Source organism: Patescibacteria group bacterium (genome assembly GCA_022563395.1).
Classification (GTDB): domain Bacteria; phylum Patescibacteriota; class Minisyncoccia; order Minisyncoccales; family UBA10102; genus 01-FULL-49-22b.
In genome coordinates this window covers 506004-532332 of sequence record JADFNM010000001.1, presented here as the reverse complement: position 1 = coordinate 532332, position 26329 = coordinate 506004, and the positions used below count along the sequence as shown (strand labels likewise).

Annotated in this window: 30 protein-coding genes and 1 tRNA gene; 13 read left to right on the top strand and 18 right to left on the bottom strand. The window is 46.9% G+C overall.

The window, feature by feature from the left end:
- Positions 1 to 6 precede the first annotated feature (6 nt).
- The 6 genes from IH982_03010 to ruvA form a co-directional block, all read right to left on the bottom strand.
- Positions 7 to 240 carry a hypothetical protein gene (locus IH982_03010; protein ID MCH7828799.1) on the bottom strand — a complete coding sequence of 78 codons (234 nt, stop codon included), beginning with the start codon at positions 238 to 240 and terminating at the stop codon, positions 7 to 9.
- A 231-nt stretch (positions 241 to 471) separates the two neighbouring features.
- Positions 472 to 546 (bottom strand) — tRNA-Arg (locus IH982_03005).
- Positions 547 to 555: 9 nt separating this feature from the next.
- Positions 556 to 1491 carry an NGG1p interacting factor NIF3 gene (locus IH982_03000; protein ID MCH7828798.1) on the bottom strand — a complete coding sequence of 312 codons (936 nt, stop codon included), beginning with the start codon at positions 1489 to 1491 and terminating at the stop codon, positions 556 to 558.
- Complete coding sequence (locus IH982_02995) at positions 1488 to 1718, bottom strand: hypothetical protein (protein ID MCH7828797.1); 231 nt, start codon at positions 1716 to 1718, stop codon at positions 1488 to 1490. Before IH982_02995 ends, IH982_03000 begins: the two co-directional genes overlap by 4 nt.
- A gap of 44 nt (positions 1719 to 1762) precedes the next feature.
- On the bottom strand, positions 1763 to 3046 hold the full coding sequence (locus IH982_02990; protein ID MCH7828796.1) for a UDP-N-acetylmuramoyl-L-alanyl-D-glutamate--2,6-diaminopimelate ligase: 1284 nt from the start codon (positions 3044 to 3046) through the stop codon (positions 1763 to 1765).
- A gap of 41 nt (positions 3047 to 3087) precedes the next feature.
- Positions 3088 to 3663 carry a Holliday junction branch migration protein RuvA gene (gene ruvA, locus IH982_02985; protein ID MCH7828795.1) on the bottom strand — a complete coding sequence of 192 codons (576 nt, stop codon included), beginning with the start codon at positions 3661 to 3663 and terminating at the stop codon, positions 3088 to 3090.
- A 94-nt stretch (positions 3664 to 3757) separates the two neighbouring features.
- On the opposite strand from ruvA, the gene uvrB reads away from it, so the two are divergent.
- Complete coding sequence (gene uvrB / locus IH982_02980; GenBank protein MCH7828794.1) at positions 3758 to 5719, top strand: excinuclease ABC subunit UvrB; 1962 nt, start codon at positions 3758 to 3760, stop codon at positions 5717 to 5719.
- 3 nt (positions 5720 to 5722) lie between these two features.
- Complete coding sequence (rpsT, locus tag IH982_02975; GenBank protein ID MCH7828793.1) at positions 5723 to 5989, top strand: 30S ribosomal protein S20; 267 nt, start codon at positions 5723 to 5725, stop codon at positions 5987 to 5989.
- Here the strand turns inward: rpsT and holA are convergent.
- The 6 genes from holA to tsaE all read right to left on the bottom strand — a co-directional run bounded on the left by holA (position 5986) and on the right by tsaE (position 11944).
- A complete protein-coding gene (gene holA / locus IH982_02970) occupies positions 5986 to 6939 on the bottom strand; it encodes a DNA polymerase III subunit delta (protein MCH7828792.1) in 954 nt (317 codons plus the stop codon). The two genes, rpsT and holA, sit on opposite strands and share 4 nt — an antisense overlap.
- Before the next feature lie 9 nt (positions 6940 to 6948).
- The gene (locus tag IH982_02965) at positions 6949 to 7317 is read right to left on the bottom strand and encodes a response regulator (protein ID MCH7828791.1); all 369 of its coding nucleotides are present in this window, start codon (positions 7315 to 7317) and stop codon (positions 6949 to 6951) included.
- Between the two features lie 54 nt (positions 7318 to 7371).
- A complete protein-coding gene (locus IH982_02960; GenBank protein MCH7828790.1) occupies positions 7372 to 8559 on the bottom strand; it encodes a PAS domain-containing protein in 1188 nt (395 codons plus the stop codon).
- On the bottom strand, positions 8519 to 9124 hold the full coding sequence (locus tag IH982_02955) for a HAMP domain-containing protein (GenBank protein ID MCH7828789.1): 606 nt from the start codon (positions 9122 to 9124) through the stop codon (positions 8519 to 8521). The genes IH982_02960 and IH982_02955 overlap by 41 nt, the downstream gene beginning before the upstream one ends.
- Positions 9125 to 9202: 78 nt before the next feature.
- The gene (locus tag IH982_02950) at positions 9203 to 11419 is read right to left on the bottom strand and encodes a hypothetical protein (GenBank protein MCH7828788.1); all 2217 of its coding nucleotides are present in this window, start codon (positions 11417 to 11419) and stop codon (positions 9203 to 9205) included.
- A gap of 18 nt (positions 11420 to 11437) precedes the next feature.
- Positions 11438 to 11944: a tRNA (adenosine(37)-N6)-threonylcarbamoyltransferase complex ATPase subunit type 1 TsaE gene (tsaE, locus tag IH982_02945; GenBank protein MCH7828787.1), complete on the bottom strand. Its 507-nt coding sequence runs from the start codon at positions 11942 to 11944 to the stop codon at positions 11438 to 11440.
- 26 nt (positions 11945 to 11970) lie between these two features.
- Between tsaE and IH982_02940 the strand changes: the two genes are divergently transcribed.
- The 6 genes from IH982_02940 (at position 11971) to IH982_02915 (ending at position 16714) form a co-directional block, all read left to right on the top strand.
- A complete protein-coding gene (locus IH982_02940; GenBank protein ID MCH7828786.1) occupies positions 11971 to 12504 on the top strand; it encodes a hypothetical protein in 534 nt (177 codons plus the stop codon).
- The gene (locus IH982_02935; GenBank protein MCH7828785.1) at positions 12501 to 13817 is read left to right on the top strand and encodes a type II/IV secretion system protein; all 1317 of its coding nucleotides are present in this window, start codon (positions 12501 to 12503) and stop codon (positions 13815 to 13817) included. Before IH982_02940 ends, IH982_02935 begins: the two co-directional genes overlap by 4 nt.
- A 246-nt stretch (positions 13818 to 14063) precedes the next feature.
- A complete protein-coding gene (ruvB, locus tag IH982_02930) occupies positions 14064 to 15053 on the top strand; it encodes a Holliday junction branch migration DNA helicase RuvB (GenBank protein MCH7828784.1) in 990 nt (329 codons plus the stop codon).
- 75 nt (positions 15054 to 15128) lie between these two features.
- Positions 15129 to 15851, top strand: coding sequence for a YebC/PmpR family DNA-binding transcriptional regulator (locus tag IH982_02925; protein MCH7828783.1), 723 nt, complete (start codon positions 15129 to 15131; stop codon positions 15849 to 15851).
- A 61-nt stretch (positions 15852 to 15912) separates the two neighbouring features.
- Positions 15913 to 16389 (top strand): crossover junction endodeoxyribonuclease RuvC, encoded by a 477-nt coding sequence (ruvC, locus tag IH982_02920; protein ID MCH7828782.1) that lies wholly within the window; start codon positions 15913 to 15915, stop codon positions 16387 to 16389.
- Between the two features lie 88 nt (positions 16390 to 16477).
- Positions 16478 to 16714 carry a hypothetical protein gene (locus IH982_02915; protein MCH7828781.1) on the top strand — a complete coding sequence of 79 codons (237 nt, stop codon included), beginning with the start codon at positions 16478 to 16480 and terminating at the stop codon, positions 16712 to 16714.
- Positions 16715 to 17024: 310 nt separating this feature from the next.
- Here the strand turns inward: IH982_02915 and tyrS are convergent, their stop codons facing one another.
- Entirely contained in the window at positions 17025 to 18194 is a 1170-nt protein-coding gene (gene tyrS / locus IH982_02910; GenBank protein MCH7828780.1) for a tyrosine--tRNA ligase, read from the bottom strand.
- A gap of 102 nt (positions 18195 to 18296) precedes the next feature.
- On the opposite strand from tyrS, the gene IH982_02905 reads away from it, so the two are divergent.
- Complete coding sequence (locus IH982_02905) at positions 18297 to 20219, top strand: transglycosylase domain-containing protein (protein MCH7828779.1); 1923 nt, start codon at positions 18297 to 18299, stop codon at positions 20217 to 20219.
- Between the two features lie 109 nt (positions 20220 to 20328).
- On the opposite strand, the gene IH982_02900 is transcribed toward IH982_02905, so the two are convergent.
- The 3 genes from IH982_02900 to dnaA all read right to left on the bottom strand — a co-directional run bounded on the left by IH982_02900 (position 20329) and on the right by dnaA (position 23395).
- Entirely contained in the window at positions 20329 to 20637 is a 309-nt protein-coding gene (locus IH982_02900) for a hypothetical protein (GenBank protein ID MCH7828778.1), read from the bottom strand.
- Positions 20638 to 20740: 103 nt separating this feature from the next.
- Positions 20741 to 21868: a DNA polymerase III subunit beta gene (gene dnaN / locus IH982_02895; GenBank protein ID MCH7828777.1), complete on the bottom strand. Its 1128-nt coding sequence runs from the start codon at positions 21866 to 21868 to the stop codon at positions 20741 to 20743.
- A gap of 141 nt (positions 21869 to 22009) precedes the next feature.
- Complete coding sequence (gene dnaA / locus IH982_02890; protein MCH7828776.1) at positions 22010 to 23395, bottom strand: chromosomal replication initiator protein DnaA; 1386 nt, start codon at positions 23393 to 23395, stop codon at positions 22010 to 22012.
- Between the two features lie 401 nt (positions 23396 to 23796).
- Between dnaA and rpmH the strand changes: the two genes are divergently transcribed.
- The 4 genes from rpmH to IH982_02870 are packed head-to-tail and all read left to right on the top strand — an operon-like array spanning position 23797 to position 25458.
- On the top strand, positions 23797 to 23931 hold the full coding sequence (rpmH, locus tag IH982_02885) for a 50S ribosomal protein L34 (GenBank protein MCH7828775.1): 135 nt from the start codon (positions 23797 to 23799) through the stop codon (positions 23929 to 23931).
- A gap of 5 nt (positions 23932 to 23936) precedes the next feature.
- Positions 23937 to 24287 carry a ribonuclease P protein component gene (gene rnpA, locus IH982_02880; protein MCH7828774.1) on the top strand — a complete coding sequence of 117 codons (351 nt, stop codon included), beginning with the start codon at positions 23937 to 23939 and terminating at the stop codon, positions 24285 to 24287.
- Complete coding sequence (locus IH982_02875) at positions 24287 to 24997, top strand: membrane protein insertase YidC (protein MCH7828773.1); 711 nt, start codon at positions 24287 to 24289, stop codon at positions 24995 to 24997. Before rnpA ends, IH982_02875 begins: the two co-directional genes overlap by 1 nt.
- Complete coding sequence (locus IH982_02870) at positions 24994 to 25458, top strand: hypothetical protein (GenBank protein ID MCH7828772.1); 465 nt, start codon at positions 24994 to 24996, stop codon at positions 25456 to 25458. Before IH982_02875 ends, IH982_02870 begins: the two co-directional genes overlap by 4 nt.
- 1 nt (position 25459) lies before the next feature.
- Here the strand turns inward: IH982_02870 and IH982_02865 are convergent, their stop codons facing one another.
- Both IH982_02865 and IH982_02860 read right to left on the bottom strand, forming a co-directional pair.
- A complete protein-coding gene (locus tag IH982_02865) occupies positions 25460 to 25840 on the bottom strand; it encodes a hypothetical protein (protein ID MCH7828771.1) in 381 nt (126 codons plus the stop codon).
- Positions 25841 to 25864: 24 nt separating this feature from the next.
- Positions 25865 to 26317 carry a hypothetical protein gene (locus IH982_02860; protein ID MCH7828770.1) on the bottom strand — a complete coding sequence of 151 codons (453 nt, stop codon included), beginning with the start codon at positions 26315 to 26317 and terminating at the stop codon, positions 25865 to 25867.
- Positions 26318 to 26329 lie beyond the last annotated feature (12 nt).

Below are 26329 nucleotides of genomic sequence, written 5' to 3'. Positions count from 1 at the left end.
ATTTAGTTACACCTTAAAGACGCGGTACCCCTCACGGACTTTCTTTGAAACCTTAATGCCAATCTCGTCTCTGGCCTTGGCAGAGGCCACGGGCTTGTGGTTCTTTTGCATTGAAGAAATCTTTACTTTTACCAGGGTAGTCCCCCCTTCAATACGAATGGTGTCTCCTTTCTTTAGGGGGGCCTTGAGTTTTATGGCTGCCACCTTGATGTTGTCAAAATAATGAGAAACCCTGCCGATGGGGCGAGAGACAACTGCTTGTCTCTCGCGGGCGCGTGCCTTGAGCCCTCCGCGGCGAGAGGTCGAAGAGCGCCCCGGGCCTAGATTTTTCTTTTTCTTTGGCGCCACCTTCCCGCCTCTTCGGCGGGTCACCGTTGAGGCAACTTTGGTAGACTTTTTTGCCCTTGTTGTTTTCTTTTTCATATACTCCAATTATACCACACCAGGAAAGAAGGAAAAACGAAACATCAATGGTGCTCTCGACAGGAATTGAACCTGTATCGCGAACTCCGGAGGCCCGCGTTCTATCCGTTAAACTACGAGAGCTTACTTCGCTCAAGAAACACTAAAAAGTCCTCCGCAAGACACAATCTCAACTCCCTGCTTTTGCATTTCATCTAAAATTAGATTCATTCCAATAGAATCAGAAGACATGTGCCCCGCAATAACTACATTGAGGTAAACTGCTTCAGCTTCTTTTTTCCCTTCTTCTGCGATATGCATGCCTACAATGGTGCCAATGCCAGCGCTCGCTATCTTTTCAAACACCTTTGGGGAAGGTTCCGTGCCACCTGTCATTTCAACTAAAATCTTACCACAACGGTTTTCTGAGCTACCGACAAAAATCCTCGGACCTACTCCTCGCGATATTGCTTCTTTATATTCTCCAATTTCTCCAAGGGCCCCCATCAAGTCCTCTATACGTTCTGGATTGCTTTTAGCTAGCTTGTCTCTCACAACCTTTGCAGAAATATTATCTGCAACAGTATGGAGGCATATAAGGTTAATTCCTAGAAGTTTTGCTGCGTCAATAACGCGCCAATTATTCCTCGGATTAAATCCTCTTTCAACTTCTCCAATCCTTTCTCGCGTTAAAGCTTCACCAACATTAATAGGCACTCCATACTGGTTAAACACATCTGCCTGAAGCTCCATTACTTCATGCATATCAGATAGAGCCCTACCCATTGGATGGTGCGAAATAACAAGGTCAATATCTCCCAACTTTTTTGCTAAAAGAAGTTCAGCTACATCAATATCAATGCCGACAAGAACTTTCTTTATCTCCTTATCGTCTGCAATATGTAAAACTCTGGTGTCAGAATAGGGGTTGGCTAAGGACTCTCGGTCAAACTCTTCTTTTTCTTTGTCAGAAAGCTTTTCAAACTTCTGCTTTTTTCTTTCTAAAAGCTTAGCAACGTACTCATTGCTGCGAAAGTCAGCGTCTATGCCCATTTGAATAGCTTTATTGTAGATGTCTTGTATTTTCATTTTACAACAGCTTCTGCTTCTTTTTTGCGCCTCTTTTGCACCCCCGCCGATGAGGCGGGTTCTTCTTTTACCTTTTCTTCCTTCTTCTCGGGTTTCCTAACAAATCTCTGATAGAGTTCTTGTATAAGCTCTTGCTGCTTTTTAAAATCCAAAATCTCCCTCCGAATATGGGCCTTCTGAAAACGAATATGCTTTCGTATGCTCTTTGAAAAGAGAGGTTTTGTCATAGAAAAATGCGGCAAATATTATCATTTCTCGCATAATAATACCTTCAAAGCGTACCACGTTCTTTGAGTTTCGTCCACTCCTCTTTAACCACTTCTCTATCATCCCAAGGAATTTTCTTTCCTCCCTTAACTGCCATGGAATCCTCAGACCCTTTTCCGGTAATAACAACGGTGTCTCCCGCTTGTGCCATGCTCAATGCCTTTGCAACAGCTTGCCTTCTATCTTGCACCTTCTCTGCTTCTCCCTTGGCCCCCGCAATCACCTCATCCATGATTTTCTCTGGGTTTTCTTCATACGGATCCTCATCTGTTACGATGACTGTGTTGCAATGTTGCAATGCAATCTTACCCAAGATAGGGCGTTTCCAAGCATCCCGTCCTCCGCCGGCTGCTCCCAAAACACAGAGCAACTTTCCAGAAGCGGGCTTAAGCGTTTCGTATACTTTTTCTAAGGCAGCCGGGGTAAAGGCGTAATCTACCACCACCCGAAAGGGGGAAGAAATCACTTCTTCCATTCTTCCTGGAACCACCTGCATTTTCTCTAGGGCATTTTTGCAAACTTTAAGAGAGATTCCCTGAGATCGTGCCACTGCAATTGCAGCTAAAGCATTGTACACATTAAACCTACCAAGAAGTCCTAAATGAAATTTAGTTCCCAGCGCTTTAAAATCCAGCCCCCCATTTTCTCTCACATCTTCTCCTTGAATATGTGTGGTGCTCAAACGAGATTTAGGAATTCCTAAATCTCGTTTAGGATATATGCCATAGGTATATATCTCTTGTGCGGGGAACTTAAGAAAGAATGGGGTATGCTTATCATCTATATTGATAACATGCACTCCCTGTGCAAGAGAAAAGAGCTTGCCTTTTGTTTTCTTGTAGTTTTCAAAAGAACCATGACGTTCAATGTGTTCTGGCGAAAGATTGGTAAAGACGGCGGTGTGAAAGGGTATGAAGCGGTGGCGATGTTGGAGCATTCCTTCTGACGTCACTTCTAAAACCACGTGAGTGCATCCCTTAGTCTTTGCCTGGCGCAAGAACTGTTGGATGACAAAACGCCCTGGCATGGTCATTTTCATGGTATTTCGCCACTCTGTATCTTTCAGTTGAAAACGAACCGAAGACATGGAGGCGCTGTTTAAACCAGCTTCCTTAAAAATACGGGAAATCATGTCCACAGTGGTAGACTTCCCATTGGTTCCTGTCACACCAATAACAACCATGCCACGGGCAGGAAAGCGGAACACCAAAGCCCCGGCTAACGCCCACACAAAATGGTACCAGCTCAAGAGAAACTTTGGGGTAACTTTTCTAAGAATATTCAGCATGCAAAGCTATCCTTACTCTCGTTAAGGCATCCTTAATCTCATTAAGGAGATATGCGAATGTGGCGTAAGGCCTGTTTCACCCGTTCTTCCACAGGGGAGATTTCAGAAGAAATCTCAGAGAGCGCTTCCTTTGCCTTTTTCCGAGAAAATCCCAAAGCAACCAAGGCATCTACTGCCTCTTTTTCTTCTGGTCTGCCATTCTTTTGTTGGTCCAGGCTTTTTAGCTTTCCGGTAAGCTCCAGGATAATCTTTTGTATCCTTTTTTGCCCTATCCCATGAACCTTGGCAAAATAGCTTGCATCCCCTTTTTCAACTGCCCCCCTTAACTGCTCCATGGTACCCAAGGAAGCAATGTTCAAAGCAGCTTTTGGCCCAATACCAGAAATATTGTTTAGAGTTTCAAACACTTCCAACGCCTGAGGCGACTCCACGCCGTAAAGCTCTAAGGTTTCTTCTCGTTTCATATGCAAATGACAGTACAGCTCCGTCTCCTTGCCCACGGGGTAAGAAGAAAGGCGGCTCTCTGCTATATAAACCTTGTACCCTACCCCCCCGGTCTCTGTTATGATATAATCTGGGCCTTGGGCTATGACTTTTCCTTTAAGGTAAGAAATCATGGTTCTATTCTAGCATGGATTTTCAGTTAGTTTCCAATTTCCCGCCTTCGCCCTCGGGCTTCGGCGGGCAGGCAAACCGTCCATAGCTTCTTTCATGCAACAGTTTAACCTACAATCAACATTCCGTCCGACCGGCGACCAGCCGCAAGCCATAGCAAAGCTGGCAAAGAACCTTAAGTCTGGCGCTAAAAACCAGGTGCTTTTGGGCGTAACAGGAAGTGGCAAAACCTTTACCATGTCAAATGTTATTGCAAAAACAAAAAGACCCGCCCTTATCATCTCCCCCAACAAGACCTTGGCTGCCCAGCTCTACCAAGAATTCAAAGAGTTCTTCCCCAACAATGCAGTCCATTACTTTGTTTCCTACTATGACTATTACCAGCCCGAGGCATATATCCCCCAGACCGACACCTACATTGAAAAAGACGCACAGATTAACGAAACCCTAGATCGCATGCGACACGAGACAGTACAGGATCTCTTGGGTCGCCGCGACTCTATCGTAGTGGCCTCGGTCTCTTGCATCTACAACATTGGAAACCCAGAAGAATACCAAAAAGTTTCCTTGGGCATTGCGCAGGGGCAAAGGTTCAAAAGAAAAGAGTTTCTCTTTGCTTTAACAACCCTACAGTATGAGAGAAACGATATTGACTTTACCCCAGGCAAGTTCCGGGTCCGTGGCCCAGTTGTTGAAGTTTTCTTGGTTACAGGAAAAGAAGTCCTCAAGGTGGAGTTTGGCGGCGACACCATAGAGAGTATTGTAACCGCCGAAGACCATCTCAATCCAGTATACCAAGCGTGGGAGGGAACCTACCAGCTCTATCCTGCAAAGTTCTGGATTACTTCAGAAGACAAGCTCAAGATTGCAATGCAGAATATTAGAAAAGAGCTGCAAGACAGGTTGGCCGAACTAAAAAAACAAAACAAGCTCCTAGAAGCACAACGTTTGGAGCAACGGACAAACTATGACCTGGAAATGATTGAGGAAACCGGGTACTGCCACGGCATTGAGAACTACTCTCGGCACATGGAGTTTCGCGCCCCGGGAGAGCCTCCTTTCACCTTGCTCGATTACTTCGCAGATGACTTCCTTGTATTTTTAGACGAAAGCCATCTTACTCTGTCCCAACTGCGCGCCATGTCGGTGGGAGACAGGGCAAGAAAAGAATCGTTGATTAACTTTGGGTTTCGCCTTCCTTCTGCGGTGGATAATCGGCCTTTAAACTTCAAGGAATTCTTTGGCAAAACAAAACAGAGAATCCATGTTTCTGCCACCCCGGGAGAGTTTGAACAGGATCTCGCCATTAAGGAGGGTGGCCAGGAATATATTGTGGAGCAGCTCATCCGCCCCACCGGCCTCTTGGAACCAGAGATTGAAATCAAAAAAACCAAGAACCAGCTTAAAGACCTGACCAAAGAATTAAAAGAGTTAAAAGCAAAGGGACAGCGCGCCCTGGTTATCACCTTAACCAAGAGGTTGGCAGAGGAAATCGCAAGTTTCCTTGCAGAGCAGGGCCTCAAAATCCAATGGCTCCACTCAGAAGTAAAAACCTTGGAGCGTCCTGCCTTTCTTCAGAGTTTGAGAAAGGGAGAGCTCGACGCCATTGTCGGCATTAACCTTTTAAGAGAAGGCCTTGATCTCCCAGAGGTTGCCCTGGTTGCCATTTTGGATGCAGACAAAGAAGGGTTTTTGAGAAACGAGACCACCTTAATTCAAACCATGGGAAGAGCAGCAAGACACCAGGAAGGAAGGGTCATCTTGTACGCAGACAAAACAACTCTGTCTATGAAAAATGCCATACAGGAAGTAAAACGAAGGCGGGCCATCCAAGAGAAATACAACAAAGAACATGCCATAACCCCTTTGCCTATCGTAAAAGAAATTCGAGACTGGAAGATTGGGCAAAAAGAAAAAGAAGTTGCAGCAGAATTTGCGGGTCTTGATGACCCTCAGCTCCTTAAAAAAGAAATGAAGATTGCTGCAGGGAATCTGGACTTTGAACGTGCAGCCGAGATTCGGGACTTGATAAAGGAGAGGAAAGATGCTACCTTGTAAAATATGCCAATAACAAAGTCTGCGAAAAAGGCGCTGCGCCAGAATGTAAGGGGGAAAATCAGAAACTTAAAACGAAAGAACGCCATGAAGGCCCTGGTGAAGCAAACAAAGAAACTGGCCAGTGCACAAAAAAAAGAGGAGGCAGTAAAACTTCTCCCCAAACTCTACAAAGCAATTGACAAGGCAGCAAAGCGGGGAATCATCAAAAAGAACACTGCTGCCAGAAAGAAGTCGCGCCTGACCAAGCTCCTCCAGAAAATCAGCGGTTAGGGCCGCTGTTTTTCTTTTGCACCAGCGCTTGCTACGAATAGATAGAGCAACTGGTCTGGATTCCCCTTGCTGGTTTTAAATGCCAGATCCAAGGAGAATACTTTTTTGTATAACTCTTTTAATTCTTCTAAAGAAAAACGTTGTGTTGCAGCAAAGCTCTTTTGAGCCACAAATGCTTGAAGTTTGAGTTTCCTTGTAATCTCCTGTCTTGAAACTCCCCTTGCCTCCAAGTCTTTTATGGAAAGAAGCAGGCGAAACTGCCAGGCAAACATCGAAAGGAGTTGGAGGGGCGCCTCTCCCTTGTTCAAGTGCTCTTGGAGTAGCTTGGTTGCACCTTTTTTGTCTTTTGCTGAAATCGCATCAATGGTGGAAAAAATCTTCGGTTCTAGCTGTTGGCTTACAAGCAATAGCACATCGTCTTTCGTTATCTGCTTTTTTAAAGAGAAACGCCTGAAAGCTGCGAGCTTTGCAACTTCCCTGGAAAGGCGCTCCAAATCATCCCCGCAAGAGAACAGCAAAAGATCATCTACTCCGGGTGCAAAAGAGACCGTATGTTTTTTAAGCTCGCCTGCTATCCAACTCTTGAGTTGTGAACCCTTGAGCTTTGGGAATTCCTCAAGTTTCCCGTGCTTTAAAAGAAACTTGAATAAGGGGTCGGTCCTCTTCTCCTCTCTTGCCATAAAAACTAGGGTATGAGGATCTGTTTTTAAAAGAGCATCTTGAAATTCTTTTTCTCCCCATTGGCTTAGTCCAAAAGGATGTCGCAGCACCAGGAACTTTTTAGAATCAAAAAGAGAAGGGGTATTCAATTCTTGGAATACCTCTCTTAGATTAGCTTCCTTGCAGTCAATGTTAAAAATGAATGCGCCCTGGGCCCGAGCCTGTTCCTTGAGTTCCTGGAGTCTTATTCTGGCAAGATAGGTCTCGGGACCATACAGCAAGAGAAGCATGGAATCTATCTACTGCTTCACAATGCTTTTTATCTTTTCAGTGATTTCCCCAGGAGTGAAGTGCGCTTTTACCATATAGTCTATAGCCCCAAGCTGCATTCCTTTATCAATATCTTCTTTCTGTCCCAGGTTAGAAAGGATAATGACAGGAATGTTTTTTGTGGCTTCCTGCTCCTTGAGTTTACGCAATACCTCAAACCCATCCATGGTAGGTAAGATAAGGTCTAAAAGAATGAGGTTGGGAAGCTCTTCACCTGCCAATGTAAGCCCCTCTTCCCCATCCATTGCTCCCACCACCTCATACCCTGCTTGCCTCACCTTTTGCGTGATGAGTTCTTTCAAAAACCTGTCGTCCTCAATAATGAGAATCTTTGCCATATTTGCGCGCTAGTAAGAAATATATGGTTTTAAGCTACGCGAATGGTTCATATGTTAAAACTTTTTTTTAAACTTAGTAGTCTCTTCTTTGATGGGCAAAGAAAAGGTAAAGGTGGTTCCCTTCCCTTCCTCTGATTCAAACCATATTGTTCCTCCATGCGCCTCCACGATGTTGTGCACCAGGTAGAGCCCGAGGCCCGAGCCCTCCGTATCTACCTTGCGCGCATTGGCTGCCCGAAAGAACTTCTCAAAAACCCGAGGCTGCTGCTTTTGGGGGATACCAATACCCGTGTCCGTTAAAGAAACCAGCACTTCTTTTGTATCATGCGAAACCCGTACTGTCACCCTGCCCCCTGGAAGGGTGTAGTGGAGGGCATTTTCCAAAAGGTTTTGCACTGCCAGCCGGATTTTCTCCACGTCCAGCAAGATTAGAGGAATCTCTTTTTTGGGGAGTTTAAGCTCAAGACGTATCTTTTTTTGTTTTGCCGTGTCCCGATATGATCGTACCATACTTTTGACAATGTCGCCTAGCTGCTCAAATGAGGGCTGGTAGAGATAGCGGCCTTCCTCAATCCTTGTCACATTCAAGAGATCGTTGATTAGGTGAATCATACGGTCTGTTGACTGAGAGGACTTTCTCAAAAGTTCTTCTTGCTCTCTTGCAAGCTTGCCTGCATCTCCGTCCAAGAGCATCTGCGTCGACCACTTAATGGCGGTCAGTGGGGTTCTAAGCTGGTGGGCTGCCAGAGACACGAAATCGCTTTTCATTCTCTCAATCTCGCGCTCGCGGGTTATATCGTGAAGCGTAACCATGACGCCAGGAGCTCTTCTTCCTAGCTGAAAAGGAGTGCTTGTTGCCTCAACTACGGTCTGTTCTCCAATGTTCAGCGCCTTTCTGAAAATCTGGCCTCGCTTCTCCCCTAAGAGCTCTGCTAACTCCTTGAAGGCAGGGAAGGTTTTGAGGTCTTGTACGCTCTTTTGAAGGACTGCTGCCTGTTCTGTTTTAAAAAGGTGCTCTGCATAGGGGTTCATAATCTCCAGGGTGCCTTTTGCGTCAAATACCAAAAGCCCGTCAGACAGATTCTTAATAATGAGTTCCGTTCGCTTCTTGCCCTCCTCGGCCTCACGCCTAGCCTCCTCGGTGTCCTCTAACATATTAAGGAGGGCAGCCCTGGTTTCCTCAAGCTCTTTTGTCTGGTCCTTAAGTGTTTTTGGGTTCTCTTTTTCTTGTTGCTGAACCATTATTTGAAGGTTTGTGTTTTAAGCGCTGCTCTTCAAGCGCGCGAATTTCGTCTTTAAGCTCCACCATGCGCAGCTCTCTCCCCACGGCAAGCTTTTGGAAGCGCTCAAGCTGCTTTACCTTCTCTTCAAGTTCTTTGGTGCGCTCTTGCACTTTTCCTTCTAAGGAAAGGGCGAGCTCTCGGAGCTGCCGGGTGCGCTCCTTTACCCGCTGTTCTAAAATCTTGTTAGCATCTTCAATTTCTTGCCTCGCGTTGGAGAGCCTGGAGATCATGTCGTTGAAGGCCCCTCCAACCTGCTCCATCTCCTTTGTGGCCCTAAAGTTAATACGCTTGGTGAGATCTCCCTCTCCTACCCGTTTCATAATTTCCCGAATGTGCTTTAAGGGCTGCATGATCCCCCTGGTAATCAAAAAAGTAAGAAAAATGACGGCCACGATGTTGGCTGATGCCACTAAGATCAGGGGTATGGTCTGTTCTTCGCCCAGGGCAAAGTAGATGGAAATTAACGAGGCCAAGAACAACAGGCCGATGATGAGGATGACTGCAAGTTGAATGGAGAATTTCACCCTGTTAGAAGTTAAAACTGTTAGTATTGTTGTTCATAGATGGTCTCTGTGTTTTTGTGGCTGAACTTCTAACAGGGGTCATGGAATGCTTTTTTGGGCTCCCCAGCTTTGCCCCGAACTTGCCTTTACTACCAACGGGACCTTGAGGGAAACTATTTTTTCCATGAGCGCTTTAATCTCTTTTGCTCGCTTTCTTACTATATCACTGCGTATCTCAAACAACAATTCATCATGAATCTGCAGGAGCATGCGGCATTCTTCTTGTTGCAAAGAGAGCTCTTTTACAATCTTCACCATGGCCATCTTAATGACGTCGGCTTGGCTTCCTTGAATCGGGTGGTTGATGGCAACCCGTTCTGCAGCAGCACGAATATGCGGAGTGTTGGAATGAATGTCGGGAAGATAGCGCTTCCTGCCAAACAGGGTTTCTGCATACCCGAGCTCTCGTGTTGACTCAATGGTATCTTGCATGTACTTTGCAATGTGGGGAAACTGCACAAAGTAGTTTTCAATGAAATCCTGCGCCTCCTCAAATGGGATGCCGGCTGATTGGGAAAAGCCGCGGGCCCCCATGCCGTAGAGAACCCCAAAGTTTAAGGCCTTTGCCTTAAATCTCATTTGATGAGTAACATCCTTGTCTTTTACTCCAAACACCGCTGCGGCGGTTTCCCGGTGAATGTCTCTCCCCTCCAGAAAGGCGTTCTGCATCTTCTCCTCTCCTGCAATGTGAGATGCAATGCGAAGCTCTACCTGAGAATAGTCCAGGGAAACAAGCTCAAATCCCTTCTTTGCAACAAAGCCGCGACGTATCTTCTGCCCCCATTCTCCCTGCAAAGGAACGTTCTGGAGATTTGGGTTGGCAGAAGACAATCTCCCGGTTGCAGCTCCCAGCTGGTCAAAATGCGTGTGCACTCTCGACTGCTTGTCAGCTAGCTGAGGCAAAGGAACAACGTACGTATTCTGGAGCTTTGCTAACTCCCGGTAGCTGAGGATTTCTGCCACCACAGGATGGCTGTCTCTGAGTTTCTCTAACTCAGAGGATGCAGTGGAAACAACCCCGCCTGGAGTTTTGTGCAATCCTCTCGGAGAAAGCCCGAGTTTTTCAAACAATACTTCAGACAGCTGCTTTGGGGAGTTGATGTTAAACGCAGTTCTTGCTTTTTTTGTGATGCTGGCTTCCAGCTTCTGCAAATTCTTATCTAACTCTTTTGAAAGCTTTTCAAAGAACTTCTTGTCAATTTGAATTCCGGTTTTCTCCATCATTCGGAGTACCGGAGAAAGTTCCTGCTCCATTTCATACACCTTTTCTGAAAAGACGCCTTCCTCATACAAGCGCTTGAGCTTCTCTTCAACGCGGTCCTCTTCTGAAGCTTCTTTTTGTTTCTCTATTTTTTCTCCAACGTCTGGTATGCGCAAGGCTAACGTGCGGAATTCAAAACGTAACAGAACCTTTTCTGCTTCTTTTTTGTCAAACCCCTGCCAGGCAAGATCCGGCAAGCTAAAATCCAGGGGAACGTCCCGTTCAATGATGGCCAACTCCTTGCTTAAAAAAGCAATGTCTTTCTCTCCCAAAAGAGTTTCTCTAAGCTTTGCAGAAACACCGGGAATCTCTTCTTTTGCTTTCAAGGCAGAGTACAAAGATTCCAAAGAGCCCAAAGAAGAAAGCAGTTGGGTTGCGGTTTTTTCTCCTACTCCCCTTACACCCGGAATGTTATCTGAAGGATCTCCGCGTAGCCCCTTCCAGTCTGCAACCAACTCGGGGCCCACACCAAAGCGTTCTTGCACCTTTTTAATGTCAAAGAGCACAGAATCCTGAATCCCTTTTCGCATGGCGTACACCTTGGTGTTTTTATCAACCAACTGCAGCAAATCCATGTCTCCGGAAAGAATTATGGTTTCCAATGGAGGAACTGCTTGCCTTTGGGGGGCGAGTTTTGCCACGGTTCCAATGATATCGTCTGCCTCAAATCCTGCTTTCTCAAACACAGGGACGTGAAATGCTTCCAACACCTCTTTTACCCTGGGAATCTGATCATACAGCTCATCTGGCGCTTTCTCCCGCTTTGCCTTGTATTCCTTGAATTTCTTTTCTCGCTTCGTTACAGCAGGGTGGTCAAAGGCAGCTGCAATATAGTCTGGATGAAACTCATTGATGGCCTTAAAAAAAGCCAGCAAAAAGCCATACACCGCATTTACCATCTCCCCTTTGCTTGTGCTTAAAGGAGGCAGGGCATGAAAAGCCCTGTGAATTAAGGAGTTTGCGTCAATGATAAGCAGACGCTTCTTTTGTGCCATGGATTCATTCTACCATTCTCATAGTCCGAAACGAATTGTTCTCTTCTCTCTCCCTCCGTGGGAGAAAGAAATCCAGAGGGCGTGTTTGGGAATGATGGATTTTACGTGGTCTGCCCACTCTACTGCCACAATATTATTGGGATTCTGTATGATTTCCTTCCACTCAAGCCCCAGAAGCTCTTTTGCGCTTTTTAAACGATAGCAATCAATATGATAAAATTCCCGAAACCTGGAACGTGAAACGTGAAACCTCTTAATGATAAGAAACGTTGGGCTTAAAACTTTTTCTTTTATCCCAAACTCCCTTGCAAGTCCTTGTACAAACGTTGTCTTGCCGCTACCCAAATTCCCCCGCAGCGCAATGACCAGAGCGTGATTGCCCAGAGGCCCCTGCAGAATTCTGCGCCCCAGCTCAGCTGCGCGTTTTTTTGTCTGCTGGACAGAAACGCTCTGAAAGGATTTATGCCTTGTGGGACGTTTCATGTTTTGCGTTTTATGTTTCAAGGTTTGGATTGACTTTTTCATGAAAACAAGCTAGTTTGGAATATATTATGGGGCAGCAAAAGAAAACATTTGCGGTAAAACTCAAGGGTTTGGCTCCTTGGATTTCTGAAATCCAGTACGAAAAAGAGGAGTTGGACCTTACCCTCTACTTTACGCTCAAGAAAAATGCTGAAGTCAACATTATTGTAGAAGATGGCAAGACAAGGGGCAAGCTGCTTTCTCCGATTGCAGCTCCTTTAGCTCCTCTTTCGCAAAAACTCATCTCCAACGTTGAATACAAACCAAACTCAGACCTGTACATTACCTCGCTTCAAAGAAAAGACTTTGAAGAATGCCGCGCAACCTCTCTTGCTTTAAAGGGCGCTGTGGAAGAGCTCAAACAATGTGGAGGAGAAAACTCTTCTCTGCTCATACTTTTTGAAGCAGCTGGGGGAACTCGGGGGCTCCTGTGGTCAAAGAGGCCTGAGATCAGAGAGAAAGTAAAAGCGCTCAACAAAGGAACAGAGAAGGGGAACTGGGTACTGTTTGCGGCCACGGGTACCCTTGCTTCTCTGCGGGAAACGTTCAAGGCAAAGCTATGAGTCCGTCTGTAGGAACTCGAAAAAAGATTACCGGGGAAATCTCTCTCCCCAAAGAACTTGCCCTTAAACTTCAAAAGGAAGTACAAAACTTAAAAGACCTAGCTGAAAAGCTCCCCTCCTGGGAAACGGCCGACACAAGCCACCTTGTCATGACCTTGTTGGGCTCAGCTGTCTTTCTTGCGGTTTCAGACCTTCATCTGGAGGCAGAGGAACAGGGTGCAAAACTCCGGGCAAGGATTGACGGCATGCTGCACGACGTGGCTGAACTTTCACAAACCACCTATGAAGCCCTGCTTTCTCGCATCAAGCTGCTGTCGGGGATTAAACTCAATGTTTCAGACCGTCCCCAAGACGGAAGATTCACCTTTCTTTTTAAAGAAACTCTGCCTGTTGAGATCAGGGTTTCTTCTCTGCCATCTGAACACGGAGAATCCCTGGTGCTTCGCCTGCTCAACCCAAAGAGTTTAAAAACCGTCAAAGACCTTGGGCTAAGAGAGGATCTGCTTTTGCTGTTTCAAAAAGAAATCAAAAAACCAAACGGCATGATTTTGGTAACTGGGCCAACGGGCTCTGGGAAAACCACTACCCTCTATGCCTTTTTAAAAGAAGTGCAGAGTCCCAAGATCAAGATTATTACCATTGAAGACCCTATTGAATACCGTTTGGGGGGAATCTCTCAAACCCAGGTTTCGTCCGGCAAGCAATACACGTTTGCTTTGGGGCTTCGAGCCATTGTGCGCCAAGACCCAGACGTTATCTTGGTGGGTGAGATTCGAGACGAAGAGACCGCTGCCATTGCCGTTCAGGCAGCATTAACGGGGCATCTGGTTTTTTCCACTCTGCACACGAACGATGCTGCCGGAACCATTGCCAGGCTTCTTTCTCTTAGGGCAAATGCAGCAAATGTTTCTGCCGCCTTAAACCTTATCATTGCCCAGCGTTTGGTGAGAAAAGTGTGCGGTGCATGCAGCAAAACCAGGAAGGCGAGTGCAAAAGAACTTGATGCAGTAAAGAAGGGATTAAAAAATCTCCCCAAGGAGATTAGGCCAAAGATTCCTGCGGCTTTTGAGGTGTCAGAACCCAAAGGATGCAGAGAATGCAACAATACCGGGTACAAAGGTAGGGTTGGCATCTTTGAAGCAATTGTGGCAGATGACGCCCTAGAAACCTTTGTGACAAAGTCACCTTCCATCGCAGAACTCCGGATGTATGCAGAAAAAGCCGGAATGGTGACCATGTACCAAGACGGCCTGCTTAAAGTGTTGGAGAAAACAACAACGCTCCAGGAGGTGGAGCGCGTGACTGCAGAATGAATGTCATCTCAGCTGGGGACCATTTGGTGTTTGGAACGCAAATGTGAAATTACCCCGGGGTATGGTTCAGCATGACCCGAGCCACCCTCCAAGACGGATAACTCCAGGTCCCCAGCTGAATTGACATTCTGGTCGTATGGATATAAATATCTAGATTCTTCTGTTTCTTTATCGAATCTAGTATAATATATAATGTAATGACTGTCAACCCCGCATATAAACAAGTTATGTGCGGGGTCAAGAGATATGGAAAAACACGACAACGAACAATTTCTCGACACCACGCTCCGCCCCCAGACGTGGTCAGATTACATTGGCCAAGAAAAGCTCAAGACAACACTTCGGGTGATTATTGAAGCTGCAAAGAAACGAGGGGAGTCCTTAGAACACCTTTTACTGTACGGCAACTCTGGCCTTGGGAAAACCTCGCTTGCCCAGGTGATAGCAAGGGAAATGGGAGCCAAGATGACCTTCTGCTCTGGGACCTCTTTGGAACGCGCGGGAGACGTTGCTTCGTTGCTCACCAATCTTCAAGACAAAGAAGTATTGTTTATTGACGAATGCCATCGCCTGCCAAGAGCAACCCTAGAAACCCTATACTCTGCCATGGAAGACTACAAACTTCACTTGGTCTTGGGGAAGGGCCCCATGGCAAGAACCATGGAGCTTTCTCTCCCCCGCTTTACACTGATTGCTGCAACCACTAAGATGGCGCAGCTCCCCTCTCCTTTTCGCAACCGCTTTGGCGCCATTTTCCAGCTCAACTTCTACGAGCAAAAAGACATTGAAAGGATTGTGGAAAGATCTGCTGCCATTCTTAGGGTTCAGCTTTCCCCGCAGGCAATAGCTGCCATTGCTTCACGTTCCCGCTTTACCCCAAGAGTGGCGAACAGAATACTCAAGAGGGTGAGAGACGTTGCGACCGTTAAAAACATTCCAATGGTTGATGAAAAGGTTGCAGAGCAAGCTTTTGGCTTCCTTGAGATTGATGAGCTGGGGCTGGAGCCGGACGACCGAAAGATTCTGCGGGCCATTATCCAGAAGTTCTCTGGGGGGCCGGTTGGCATCCAGGCATTAGCCGCCATGGTTGCAGAAGAGCAAGAAACCATTCTGGATGTGTACGAACCCTATCTCCTGCAGCTGGGATTTCTGGAGCGAACCCCACGCGGGAGGATTGCTACCAAGAGAGCATACCAACACCTTAACATTGCCCTGCCTCAAAAAGGTCTTCTTTAGCCTGTATTTTGTATCTCATATCTTGTATACTAGCTCTGAATACAAGCTAAAAACTACAGAATACAAACTACAAACATGAGCGGTCATTCTCACGCAAAAAAAGTAAAGCATCAGAAAGAGGCTACCGCGGCGCAGCGCTCAAAGATATTTTCCAAGCTTGGAAGTGAACTGTATATTGCGGCAAAAGAGGGGGGCGGAGATCCTGGAACAAATCCCCGACTCCGGCACATTTTAGACAGGGCGCGCGCAGTTAACATGCCCACCGCCAATATTGAGCGGTCAATAAAACGAGGAACCGGGGAAGAAAAAGGAGCTGCTTTAGAAGAGGTGCTCTTTGAGGGATATGGCCCGGGCGGCATTGCTGTTTTGGTAGAGGGCATCACCGACAACAAGAACAGAACCTTAGGAGAGGTAAAGCGGGCATTTGAGAAAAACCAGGGAAAGCTTGCAGGAGAAGGAGCTGTACGCTGGATGTTCGCAAGGAGAGGAACCCTCAGCCTCCCCCCGGGAGATAAACCCAAAGATGCCCTTGAGCTCCTCTCTATTGAAGCTGGTGCAGAAGATATGTACTGGCGAGAAGATGGTACGCTTGAGATTTATACAAAACCCACTCAAGTAGAACAGGTAAAAAAAGTGTTGGAAGAGCGGGGTATTCTGGTAGAATCTGCCTCGCTCCAATGGGTTCCTAAAGAGCGGGTCGCCCTTTCAGAGAAAGACACGGCATCCGCAGAAAAGCTGTTTTTGGCCTTAGACGAAAGCGATACGGTACAGGAAATCTACGCAAACCTCGCAACATGAAACCTGGAACGCAAAACCTTGTTGATTGCTTTCATATTGCGCGTTTTACGTTGTGCGTTTCATGATAATACTTGGCATAGACCCAGGAACAGCGACCACGGGGTTTGGTGTTGTGCAAACAACTCCAAAGTTGTGTTGGGTCGCCCACGGAACCATTGATACTCCCAAAGACAAGCCCAGCCAGGAACGCCTTTTGCTTTTGGAGCAGGGACTAAAAAAGTTATTCAAGAAATACAAGCCGGAACTCCTATGTGTTGAGCGACTGTACTTTTTCAAAAATATCAAGACTGCTCTCCCAGTATCTGAAGCCAGGGGCATTGTGCTTTTGCTAGCTGCCAAAAACAAGGTTCTTTTAGAAGAACTCACCCCTTTGCAGGCTAAGATGGCGGTGACCGGGTATGGGAGGGCGCAAAAAAAACAGGTGCAGCGCATGGTGCAGTACATCCTGGGGTTAAACACCCTGCCCCGGCCAGATGATGCTGCCGATGCCCTATCCCTTGCTATTGCCTCGTCAGTCTTGACAAGGAAGGACAAATAGCATACACTAGGACGGTGAAAGGTCTGACCGTTTACATTGGGGGCTATGCCCCTTTTAATAAAAACTAAAAACGGAAACCGAAAAAAACATGATTCTCGACGAAACAAAATTGGCTTCCACCGTCTTGGACGGAGAGGAAAAAGAGAAGCCCGAAGGGGAAACTCCTTCTTCTTCTGAGGAATCCTCAGCTTCTGCCACCCTGTTGGATGGCGACGGAGATGGAGACGCCGAAACGTCCACGCAAGAGGACAAGAACGGCGACGACTCTTCTGAGTCTCCCAAGGAAGGATCTGAGTCTCCCAAGGAAGGAGGAGAGGCTAACTAACACAAAAAACCCCGGATTTTCCGGGGTTTTTTGTTCAACGCCTGGAGTGTAGGATCCGAACACAAATCAGCTTGAGAAGCTCGGAAATGAGACGATTTCAAGGCGCGACGACAAAAGTGTACCTATAAGGTACGTTGAGGAGGAGCAACGAAGAAATCGGCCATTTCCGAGCTTCCCGCAGGGCGGGCGAATTTGACCAATCTTCTGCGTTTCTCGTCGCTCATGTATCTAAAGATACGCATCGCTCCTCGTGCCTTGAAGCTTGACCAAATTCGTTCCGCTCAATTGATTTTGTTCGGATCCTACACTCCTACATAATTTGAAAAGTTCTTCTTTTTCCCAGTTGAATAATCATTCCGGATCTTGGCTTGAGAACCAGGCTGGGATCTCTTTGTACCATACCGTCAATCTTTACTCCACCCTGCTCTATGACTCTACGCGCCTCTGACCCAGAAATAGAAAACAATTCTGCTGTGGCTTTGTACAGGGGAAGGGGCCCTTGGCGGCTTATTTTTGCCTTCTGTATGCGTAAAGGCAGCTGCTTTTTTTGAAACACCCGCACAAACTCTTTTTCTGCTCCTTGTGCCTTTTTCACCCCGTGGTACAGGGCTACGATTTCCTTGGCAAGGCGAGCTTTAAAGTCTCTCGGAGAAAGTCTTTTCTTAAGCTTCGTGATTTCTTTTTGCGAGACATCGGCTGCCAACTCAAAGTACTGCGATACAAGCTCGTCTCGCAGGGTCATTAACTTGCCGTACATTTCCTTTGGGGGGTCTGCAATGTTCACTGTGTTGCCCGAGGTCTTGCTCATGGTTCTTCCGTCTAACCCAAGGATCATAGAAACTGTGAGTACAAACTTTTCTTTGTTTTTCATCTTTCGCTCAAGTTCCCTCCCAATGAGCATGTTAAACACCTGATCGGTTCCTCCGATTTCCAGGTCCACATTTAAGGCAACGGAATCATACCCCTGCAGCAGGGGGTACAAGGTTTCATGCATCCATACGGTGTCTCCTCTTTTGATTCTTCGCTGGAACATATCTCGCTGAAACAGCTGCACCGCAGAAATATTGGACGCTATCTCTAAAATATCCGAAAGCTTAAGCCTAAGCAACCAATCCCCGTTGTATCTCATCTTTACCTTGGAAAAATCAATTACCTTTCCCGCCTGTTTCTTCCAATCTCTCGTGTTCTTCTCTATTTCTTTTTTTGTAAGCGTTGGGCGGGCAGTATCCCGCTGGGAAGGGTCTCCTGCAAGAACGGTCCCGGTCCCCACAAGCAGGATTGCCTCATGCCCAAGGTCTGCAAATTGCTGGAGCTTTCTTAAAGCAATGGCATGCCCCAAGTGAAGGTTCCCCCCGGTAGGATCAATACCGAGATAGAGGCGAATCTTTCTCTTTTTCATTACAGCTGCGAGGCCTTTCTTGGTAGGAAGAATCTCTGCCACCTGCCGCGTGAGCACTTCGTTTGTTGTCAGTTTTTTCATAAAATTTCTTTGGAAGCTGTGTGGCCTTGTTCTCTTATTGTAGGATACTTTTTCTCGTTGTAAAAGAGGCAATTTCATGCTATCTTACATCTTAAAACCCCCATGGCAAAGCGCCACTACAAAAAAACATACCAAAAAAACTCCTCTCTTGCTCTCCGCATTGGGAAGGTACTCTTTTTTTCTCTTCTTTTGCTTTTACTCTTGGGGGGTGGAGTCTTTTTGTACTACGCAAAAGATTTGCCTCGGCCAGAGAACTTAAGCGAGGTTTCCTTTGCGAGGCCAACCAAAATCTACGACCGAACAGGAAAAGTACTCTTGTATGAAATACACGGAGATGAAAAGCGGGAGTTTGTCCCCCTCAATGATATTTCTCCCTTTCTCTCCGTGGCCGTCATTGCCGCTGAAGACCAGAACTTCTATTCTCACTTTGGGGTAGACATGAAGGCCGTGGTGCGGGCCGTGCTGCGAAACCTTTCCTTGCTTAAACCTGCTCAGGGGGCTTCTACCATCACCCAGCAGTTAGCACGCTCTACCCTTTTGAGCAGAGAGAAAACATTGGGCAGAAAGGTGCGAGAACTTATCTTAACTTTGGAGTTGGAGCGCCGGTATTCCAAACATGAAATCATGGAGTTCTACTTAAACCAGATTCCCTGGGGAGGAAACTCCTACGGGGTGGGAGCGGCAGCTCAAGCATACTTTGAGAAGCCGGCCTCAGACCTTACCTTAGAAGAGTCTGCGGTGCTTGCTGCCATGATCAAGGCTCCCACCTATTACTCCCCCTTTGGCCCTCACCAAGACGAGCTTCTCTTGAGAAAGGACTTTGTGCTCTCTCGCATGGCAGAGCTTGATCTTGTTTCAAAAGAGGAGCTTTTAAAAGCAAGGAGCAAAGAGGTTGCGTTTGCGGAATCGAGAGCCAGTATTAAGGCCCCCCACTTTGTGCTTTCCGTGTTAGACTCCCTGCTTTCAAGGTATGGGGAAGAGTTTTTGCGAGAGAACGGCTTGAGAGTTATAACAACCCTGGACTGGGAGCTTCAAAAGACAGCAGAGGACGCGGTGGATGCATATACCGCAAGAAACGAGTTTTTTAACGCGTACAACGCAGCCTTGGTTGCAATAAACCCCTCTACGGGAGAAATCCTCTCTCTGGTGGGCTCCAAGAACTGGTCGGGGGAGCCATATCCTAAAGGATGTGCTCCGGGGAAGAACTGCCTGTTTGACCCAAAGGTAAATGTTGCAATGTATCTTCAAGGGCGCCAGCCCGGGTCTGCGTTCAAACCCTTTGTGTACGCTGTTGCCTTTGAAAAAGGCGCTGACGACGAAACTGTTGTAGAAGACGTGGAAACCAACTTTGGAGTATGGGGAAACGAAGAATACATCCCACAAAACTATGACGGGCTGTTTCGGGGCACAGTGACTCTGAGGCAGGCCCTAGCACAGTCTTTGAATGTTCCTTCCGTAAAGGTGCTGCTTGGATTGGCTGGATTGGAGGATGCTATTGCCAGGGCAAAAGAACTCGGCATTACCACACTCAAAGATCCCTCAAACTATGGGCCTTCTTTGGTGCTGGGAGGAGGTGAGGTGTATTTACTAGACATGGTAGTAGCCTACAGCGTCTTCGCTTCCGAGGGAAAAAGGGTATACCCCTTGAGCATTCTTTGGGTGGAAGATTCTAGGGGAAGAGAGCTTTTACGCAACGAGAACGGGGCATTCCAGATTATGGAGCCTGAGGTTGCAAGGCTCATTACCAATATCCTTTCAGACAATGAGACACGGGCCCCGGTGTTTGGAAGCAAGTCTTGGCTCTTGGTCCCGGGGTTTGAAACCGCAGTAAAAACCGGCACCACCCAAGAGTACCGAGATGCCTGGACGATAGGGTACACCAGCGCTCTCGTTGCTGGCGTGTGGGTCGGCAACAATGATAACACGGCAATGCGAGAGGCTCCTGGGGTTGTTGTTGCCTCTCCCATCTGGAACCAGTTCATGAAAGAGGCGCTCCCCCTCATAACTACTGGCTTCAATAAATAGTGCTTAAATTTCGTTTAAGCAGTAACGACTCCCCGGGTGGGACGGCCTTCAAGCTTTTGGGCTTTTGGGTGAGTTGAAAATATTCAGAGTTCGGAAAACTTGTTCTTCCTTAAGGGCCTCTTTTCCATCGTATAATTCCAATAATAACTCCTATGCTAGTCCCAAGGATAGTTAAAGGAGGAAACCAGAAGAATATCTCAAGCCCACAAAAGCTTGAAGGCGGCTCATTTGCACACAGCAAATAAATGACAGCAAAAGAAGAAATAGCTCCAATAACCAACCCGCCTACTCCTAAGAGAATAGTACTGCCCAAATAACTTTTGTATTTATGTCCATGCTTTTGTCCAATATAAACAAAAATGAAACCGGCTATGGGCAAACTGGCTAAACCGAGAATTATAAGAGTAAAAGTGTCCATATTTAGATTATAGCAGAAGTCGGCCTGATGACAATTCTTTGATCCGGCTTTACGGGTTCCGCCTCATGGACGATGTTAGAACCTGTTTTACTCAAAACGCAGTCTATGCCTTAACGGGCATCACAACGTAGAGATACTGTTCCTTGCCCAAAGGACGCATAAGGACTGGTGCGTCTTCTCCTCCAAATCCAATCTCTACCTCCTCCCCTTTGATATTCGAAAGTCCCTCCAATAAAAACCTCCAGTTAAAGGAAATCTCCAGGTGCTCCCCTGTTACATCGGCCGAAAGAAAGGAGCTGTGTCTCCCAACATCTGCGCTTTCTGCGGAGATCTCAAGTCCTTTCTTTTTTGGGTCAGCTACCAGCTTGGTATCTTGCATCTTGCCAGAAAAAACCGCTGCTGCCTTAATGCAGGATATAAGTTCTTGTCTTAAGGCCCGCACCTTTGTGACAAAGTTTCGCGGGATAACGTCTTGGTAGTGGGGGTATTCCCCTTCAATGAGACGCGAGACAACCTGCAATGAGGGGTGTCCAACCTCTTCTTTTGTAGAATAGTCAAACAGGGCCTGGGTCGGAGATACATAGAGTTTCATCTTCCCGGGGAGATCTGAAAAGATAGCAACAAGTTCTCTGGCTGTCTTTTGGGGGAGGATAAAGGAGGTTTCTATGTGCTGGGGCTTGCTAAAACTCAGGATTTTTTCTGCCAACCTAAAGCTGTCTGTTGCAACAATCCTCATCCCATCTTTTTGAATAGAAATGAGAACTCCTGAGATTTCAGGTCGCGTCTGATTTTGCCCAGGGATTGAAACAACCTGGCTGAGCCCCGCACAAAAAACCTTGGTTTCAACCTCCACTCCCTCCTCTCCCTCCTTAAGAGAAGGAATAATGGGGAAATCATCCAAAGAAAGGGTTTTTAGGCTGGTTTGGTGTTCTTTGGATTCAATCCTCAGTTCTCCCCCCACCAAACTTAGGTTAATTTCTTTTTCTGGCAGTACGCCCACAAGCTGGGAGAAGAGCCGCGAGGGCACAGCAATGCCCCCTTCTTTCTCTGTCTTTGCCAACAACTTGTAGCGAATGCCCATTTCAAGGTCTGTGGACGACAACTCAAGAGTGTTTTTATCGGCGACAAGCGAGATTGCCCCCAGCGTCAGTAATGTTGGGGTTTTGGCTGTTGCTCTTTCCACAATCGCTATGGCTCGTTTTAAACCTTCTTTTAATATCTGGGTTTTCATTAGTATAATATCTTTATTATACTTACTGGTGTGGATTATTTTATTATACCTTCTATTTGTTCTTGTGGATTGTTCGGGAAATATTGTGGAGAAAAGCAGGGGCGGGGCGGCGTCAAGAGGAGGGCAAAAGCTCTCCCCAATCTATCCACTGTATATGCGCTGGCGTATTAACGCGATTTCATCAACCAAAACCTCAGAGACCTGAAGTTCTTTTGCAATTTTTGCACAAGCGTAGATGGCGGTGGTATGATCTTTACCACCAAACCTCTTCCCAATAAAAGGGTAGGAACCCTTAAGTTCCTCTCTTAAAAGGTACATTGCAATCTGGCGGGGTCTCACCACCTCTTTTTTTCGAGACAGGGCCAGTATATCTTTTTCTCTTAAGTCGTAGAACTCAGCTACCACCTGAAGGATTTTCTTTGGGTTAGCCACCCTGTTTGGGTTTTGAATGACCGTACGCAGCAGGGTTTTTGCTTCCCCAAAGGCCGGAGTCTTGCCCGAGTTGAGACGCGAGAAAGCAGCAAGTCGGTTCAGGGCCCCTTCCAGCTCCCGTATATTCCTTTGAATGTGGGAGGCGATATAGTCCAAGACCTCATCGTCCAAAGCAAGCTCTTTTTCTTGCATCTTGGCTCGCAAGATTGCTATTCTGGTTTCGTAGTCTGGCGAGGAGATGTCAGCTACCATGCCGCCCTCAAACCGAGACCTCAGACGCTCTTCTAAAGCAGGAATGGCCTTTGGGGGACGGTCTGAGGAAAAGATAATCTGCTTTCCTGCTTCGTAAAGGGTGTTGAAGGTGTGGAAGAGTTCTTCTTGGGTTTTATCCTTTCCTGCCAAAAACTGTACGTCGTCAACAATCAGGACATCAAGCTCTCGGTACATTAAGCGCAAGGCATCCATGTTCTTGTTTCGGATGGCAGACACTACCCCGGACGTGAAACGCTCCGAGGAAATATATTTTAACTTCTTTTGAGGAAATTCTTTTATAATCTGGTTGCCAATCGCTTGAAGCAAGTGAGTTTTTCCAAGTCCTACGCCGCCGTAGACAAAGAGGGGGTTGTATACGCTGCCGGGGGTTTTTACAACAGCCAAGGAGGCCGCATGCGCCAGTTCGTTAAAGGCCCCTACAATAAAGTTGTCAAAGGCATAGCGGGGGTTGAGATTGGTGGAGCGGTCTACCTTAAACTCCGGAAACTCCATCTGGTCTTCTTGGACTTGGCTCGTTGGTTGAGGAGGAGTTTCCTTGGGTTTTGGCTGCGTCCTCTCTACGGTGTAGCGGATTTCCCGAATCTCGTTGTCCAGGCTTCGGATCGCATGAAAGATAATTTTGTTGTACTTGTGTTCCAGCCATTCTTTTGAGAAGTTGTTGGGGACAGAAACAAAAAGAGTCCCTTCTTTTTTTGAGAGGATGAAGGTGTTTTTAAGCCAGGTTGCAAAGTTGGCGGGGGAGATTTTGAATTGGAGCTGGGCTAAGGCAGCCTGCCAGAGTTCATCTTTATTCATGCCGTTAGAAGTTAAAATTGTTAGCATTGTTGTTCATGGATGGTTTCTACGTTTGTGGGCTGGACTTCTAACGGGATTCACGGGAGCAACATCATGATACGTCATCATTATGTGCCCGCCGGCACAAATGATGGCACCAGTAATTCTGTATAGTACGCCATCATTATACACAATGACAAGGGGAGGGGTAAAGTTAAGGTTAAAATGTGTCCTAGTGTGCAAAACCTGTGGAAAATATGTGAAGAATGAGATGGGCAAGACATTAAGGTTTTTGCGAGCTCTCGCAGGTCTGCCAGCATGGTCCCGAAGGGTGGCAGACCGAGAGGGCAACCCGCCCGCCTCGCTGGGGGCGGGACGAGGTGGTCGCGGAAAACCTTATGTCGAGCCCCAAATAGACACCGAGCTCCTTTTGTAGTATACTTTCTTTTATGAGCATAACGTATCAGCCAAAAAAGAAAAAGAGGGCTAGAACCCACGGGTTTCTCAAGCGCAGCAAAACCAAGAACGGCAAAAGGGTGTTGTCCCGCAGAAGAAAGAAAGGCAGAAAGCGCCTGACGCCGTAAACGCAATGGCCCTCCCCGCAGAAAAACGCCTCAAGCTTACAAGAGATTTCCGTGCGGTTTCTCGCAGTAAGCGCAGCGTCAAGGAAGGGGCGCTGCTCCTCAAGGCAAAAGCGTCGCAAAAGAACTCTTCCCGTTTTGGAATCGTGGTGCCAAAAAGCGTCGCAAAGAAGGCAGTGCACAGAAATCGCATGAGGAGGCTCCTTTCAGAGGCTCTCGGGGCACAGCAAGATTCTTTGCGAGGCCCATACGATATTGTCCTGGTTGCGCTCCCAGGATTTTCATTGAAAGATCTCAACGAGGCCCAAAGCATCATTGAAAAACTCTTTTTGAAGGCAAAACTTACTCGTATTTCATGATAGATTTCCTTTTCTCAATCTACCACACCGTTCTTTTTGAACCCCTTTTTAATACCCTGGTTATTTTGTATAACCTTGTTCCGGGCCAGGACTTTGGGATTGCGGTTATCTTGGTAACCCTGCTCGTGCGTTTTGCCTTTGCCCCCATGTCAGCTAAAGCAGTGGTGGCGCAGCGAAAGCTCACGGCTTTGCAGCCCAAAGCAAAGGAAATCCAAGAGCGTTTTAAAAAGGACCGGGATAGGCAGGCAAAAGAACTTTTAGAGCTCTACAAAAAAGAGAAGGTCAATCCCCTTGCTGGCATCCTGCCCATTCTTTTGCAGATTCCCTTTCTCATTGCCCTATACCAGGTGTTCTGGAAAGGGCTTGCGGTAGAACAGCTGCAGTTTCTGTATAGTTTTGTTGCAAACCCGGGGCTCATTGACCCAACCTTTCTTGGCATGATAAACCTGGGGGAGCAGTCTCTTGCCATGGCAGCTGTAGCAGCGGTCTTCCAGTTTGTCCAGGGAAAGCAGATGGTACAAAAGCGCCCAGCAGGAGACCAAAAGAGCTTTGCTGTGACCTTCCAAAAGCAAGCCCTATATTTCTTTCCCATTTTAACCCTGGTTATTGTGTCTCAACTGCCCTCTGCCATTGGTTTGTATTGGATAACAACGTCTTTGTTTTCCATTGGCCAGCAGTGGTATATTAAACGCACGAATCCTGAAACATGAAACACGAAACATTAGAAACAATTGAGCAAACATCAAAAGAGCTCTTGCGCAAAATAGGGCTTGAGGGGGACATTCGGGTTTCTAAAAAAGAAGAAGGAAGTTTTGCAATAGACGTTACCTGCCAGGACCCCCAGCTCTATATTGGAGAGAAAGGCCAGACCTTATCAGAGATTCTGTATATCTTAAAGTCCCTATTGAGAAAGAAGTTCGGGGAGCCGGTATACGTAGCATTAGACATTAATGATTATAGAAAGAACAAAGAGCACTATGTAAGAGAGCTTGCAAGAACCACGGCAGACGAGGTAACTCTTTTAAAGACTCCAAAGGAGCTTCCCCCCATGTCGCCGGCCGAAAGAAGGCTGGTTCATATGGAGCTTCAGGAAAGAAGTGACATTGAAACCGAAAGCGCAGGAGAAGGGGAAGACAGAAGAGTGGTGATAAAGATTAAGGAGAAGCTGTAGATCATCCAGGCTCTCGGAGTAACGTAAGCTCTGGGTTAATCACCTGTAGAATCAAGAAGGAAGCCAAGATAAGCAAGAGCCCCAGCAGGGCTTTTTGTATCCTGTCTTTTGCGTCAGAGGTTTTTGTAGGGTTGCCAGCTGACGTCATCCACTGCACCCCACCCCACACAATCATGACAAAGGCAGCTAACCCAGAAATGCCAACAATCATGGTGTAGAGCCAGGCTACGATGCTAGAAAGACTTTGGTTCTCTTCTAGGTTAATGTCAGGAGCCCCGGGGAAAGTCGGATAGGTTAAGTTGAGCCTGACTGCATCTACAGCAACAGGAACGATAAGGGCTAAAAGCAGCATCGCAAGGATAATTTTCTTTGTATGCTTCATGGTTTCTTAGCTAAGCTTAGTGTATCATTTTCCTCTTATGGTGGAAATCACTGCCCATGTCCAAAGAACAAAGATGCTTACAATCGGGATTAGTCCGGCGAGAAAGTAGAGAAGGCCTCGTCTCAGGGCACGGCGAGTTGCAGCGCGCCGTGCAGAAAGTCGTGCTTGTTGTCTTTGGCGAAATCTTTCTCTCATCTGAGGTCCCTGGCGAACCCTCTCAACCTGCTCTTTCCCGGCCTCTATTCGTCCTGTTTTCCATACCATCCAGGCAAGGAGGGGGAGACCGATGAAGAGGTTTACAATTACCCCAATAGCCAAGACAACGTCGAGGATATCAATGATTACAGCAAAGGGGAGGGCAAACAGCAACACATCTGGGTCCAGAAAGCTTGCCCGGGATTCAGCTTGCTGCTGCTCTACATCCTCACCTTGAGGATGCTCCAGCTCTTGGGACGTTATGCTTACAGCTTCTGCCATTGTATATACCTT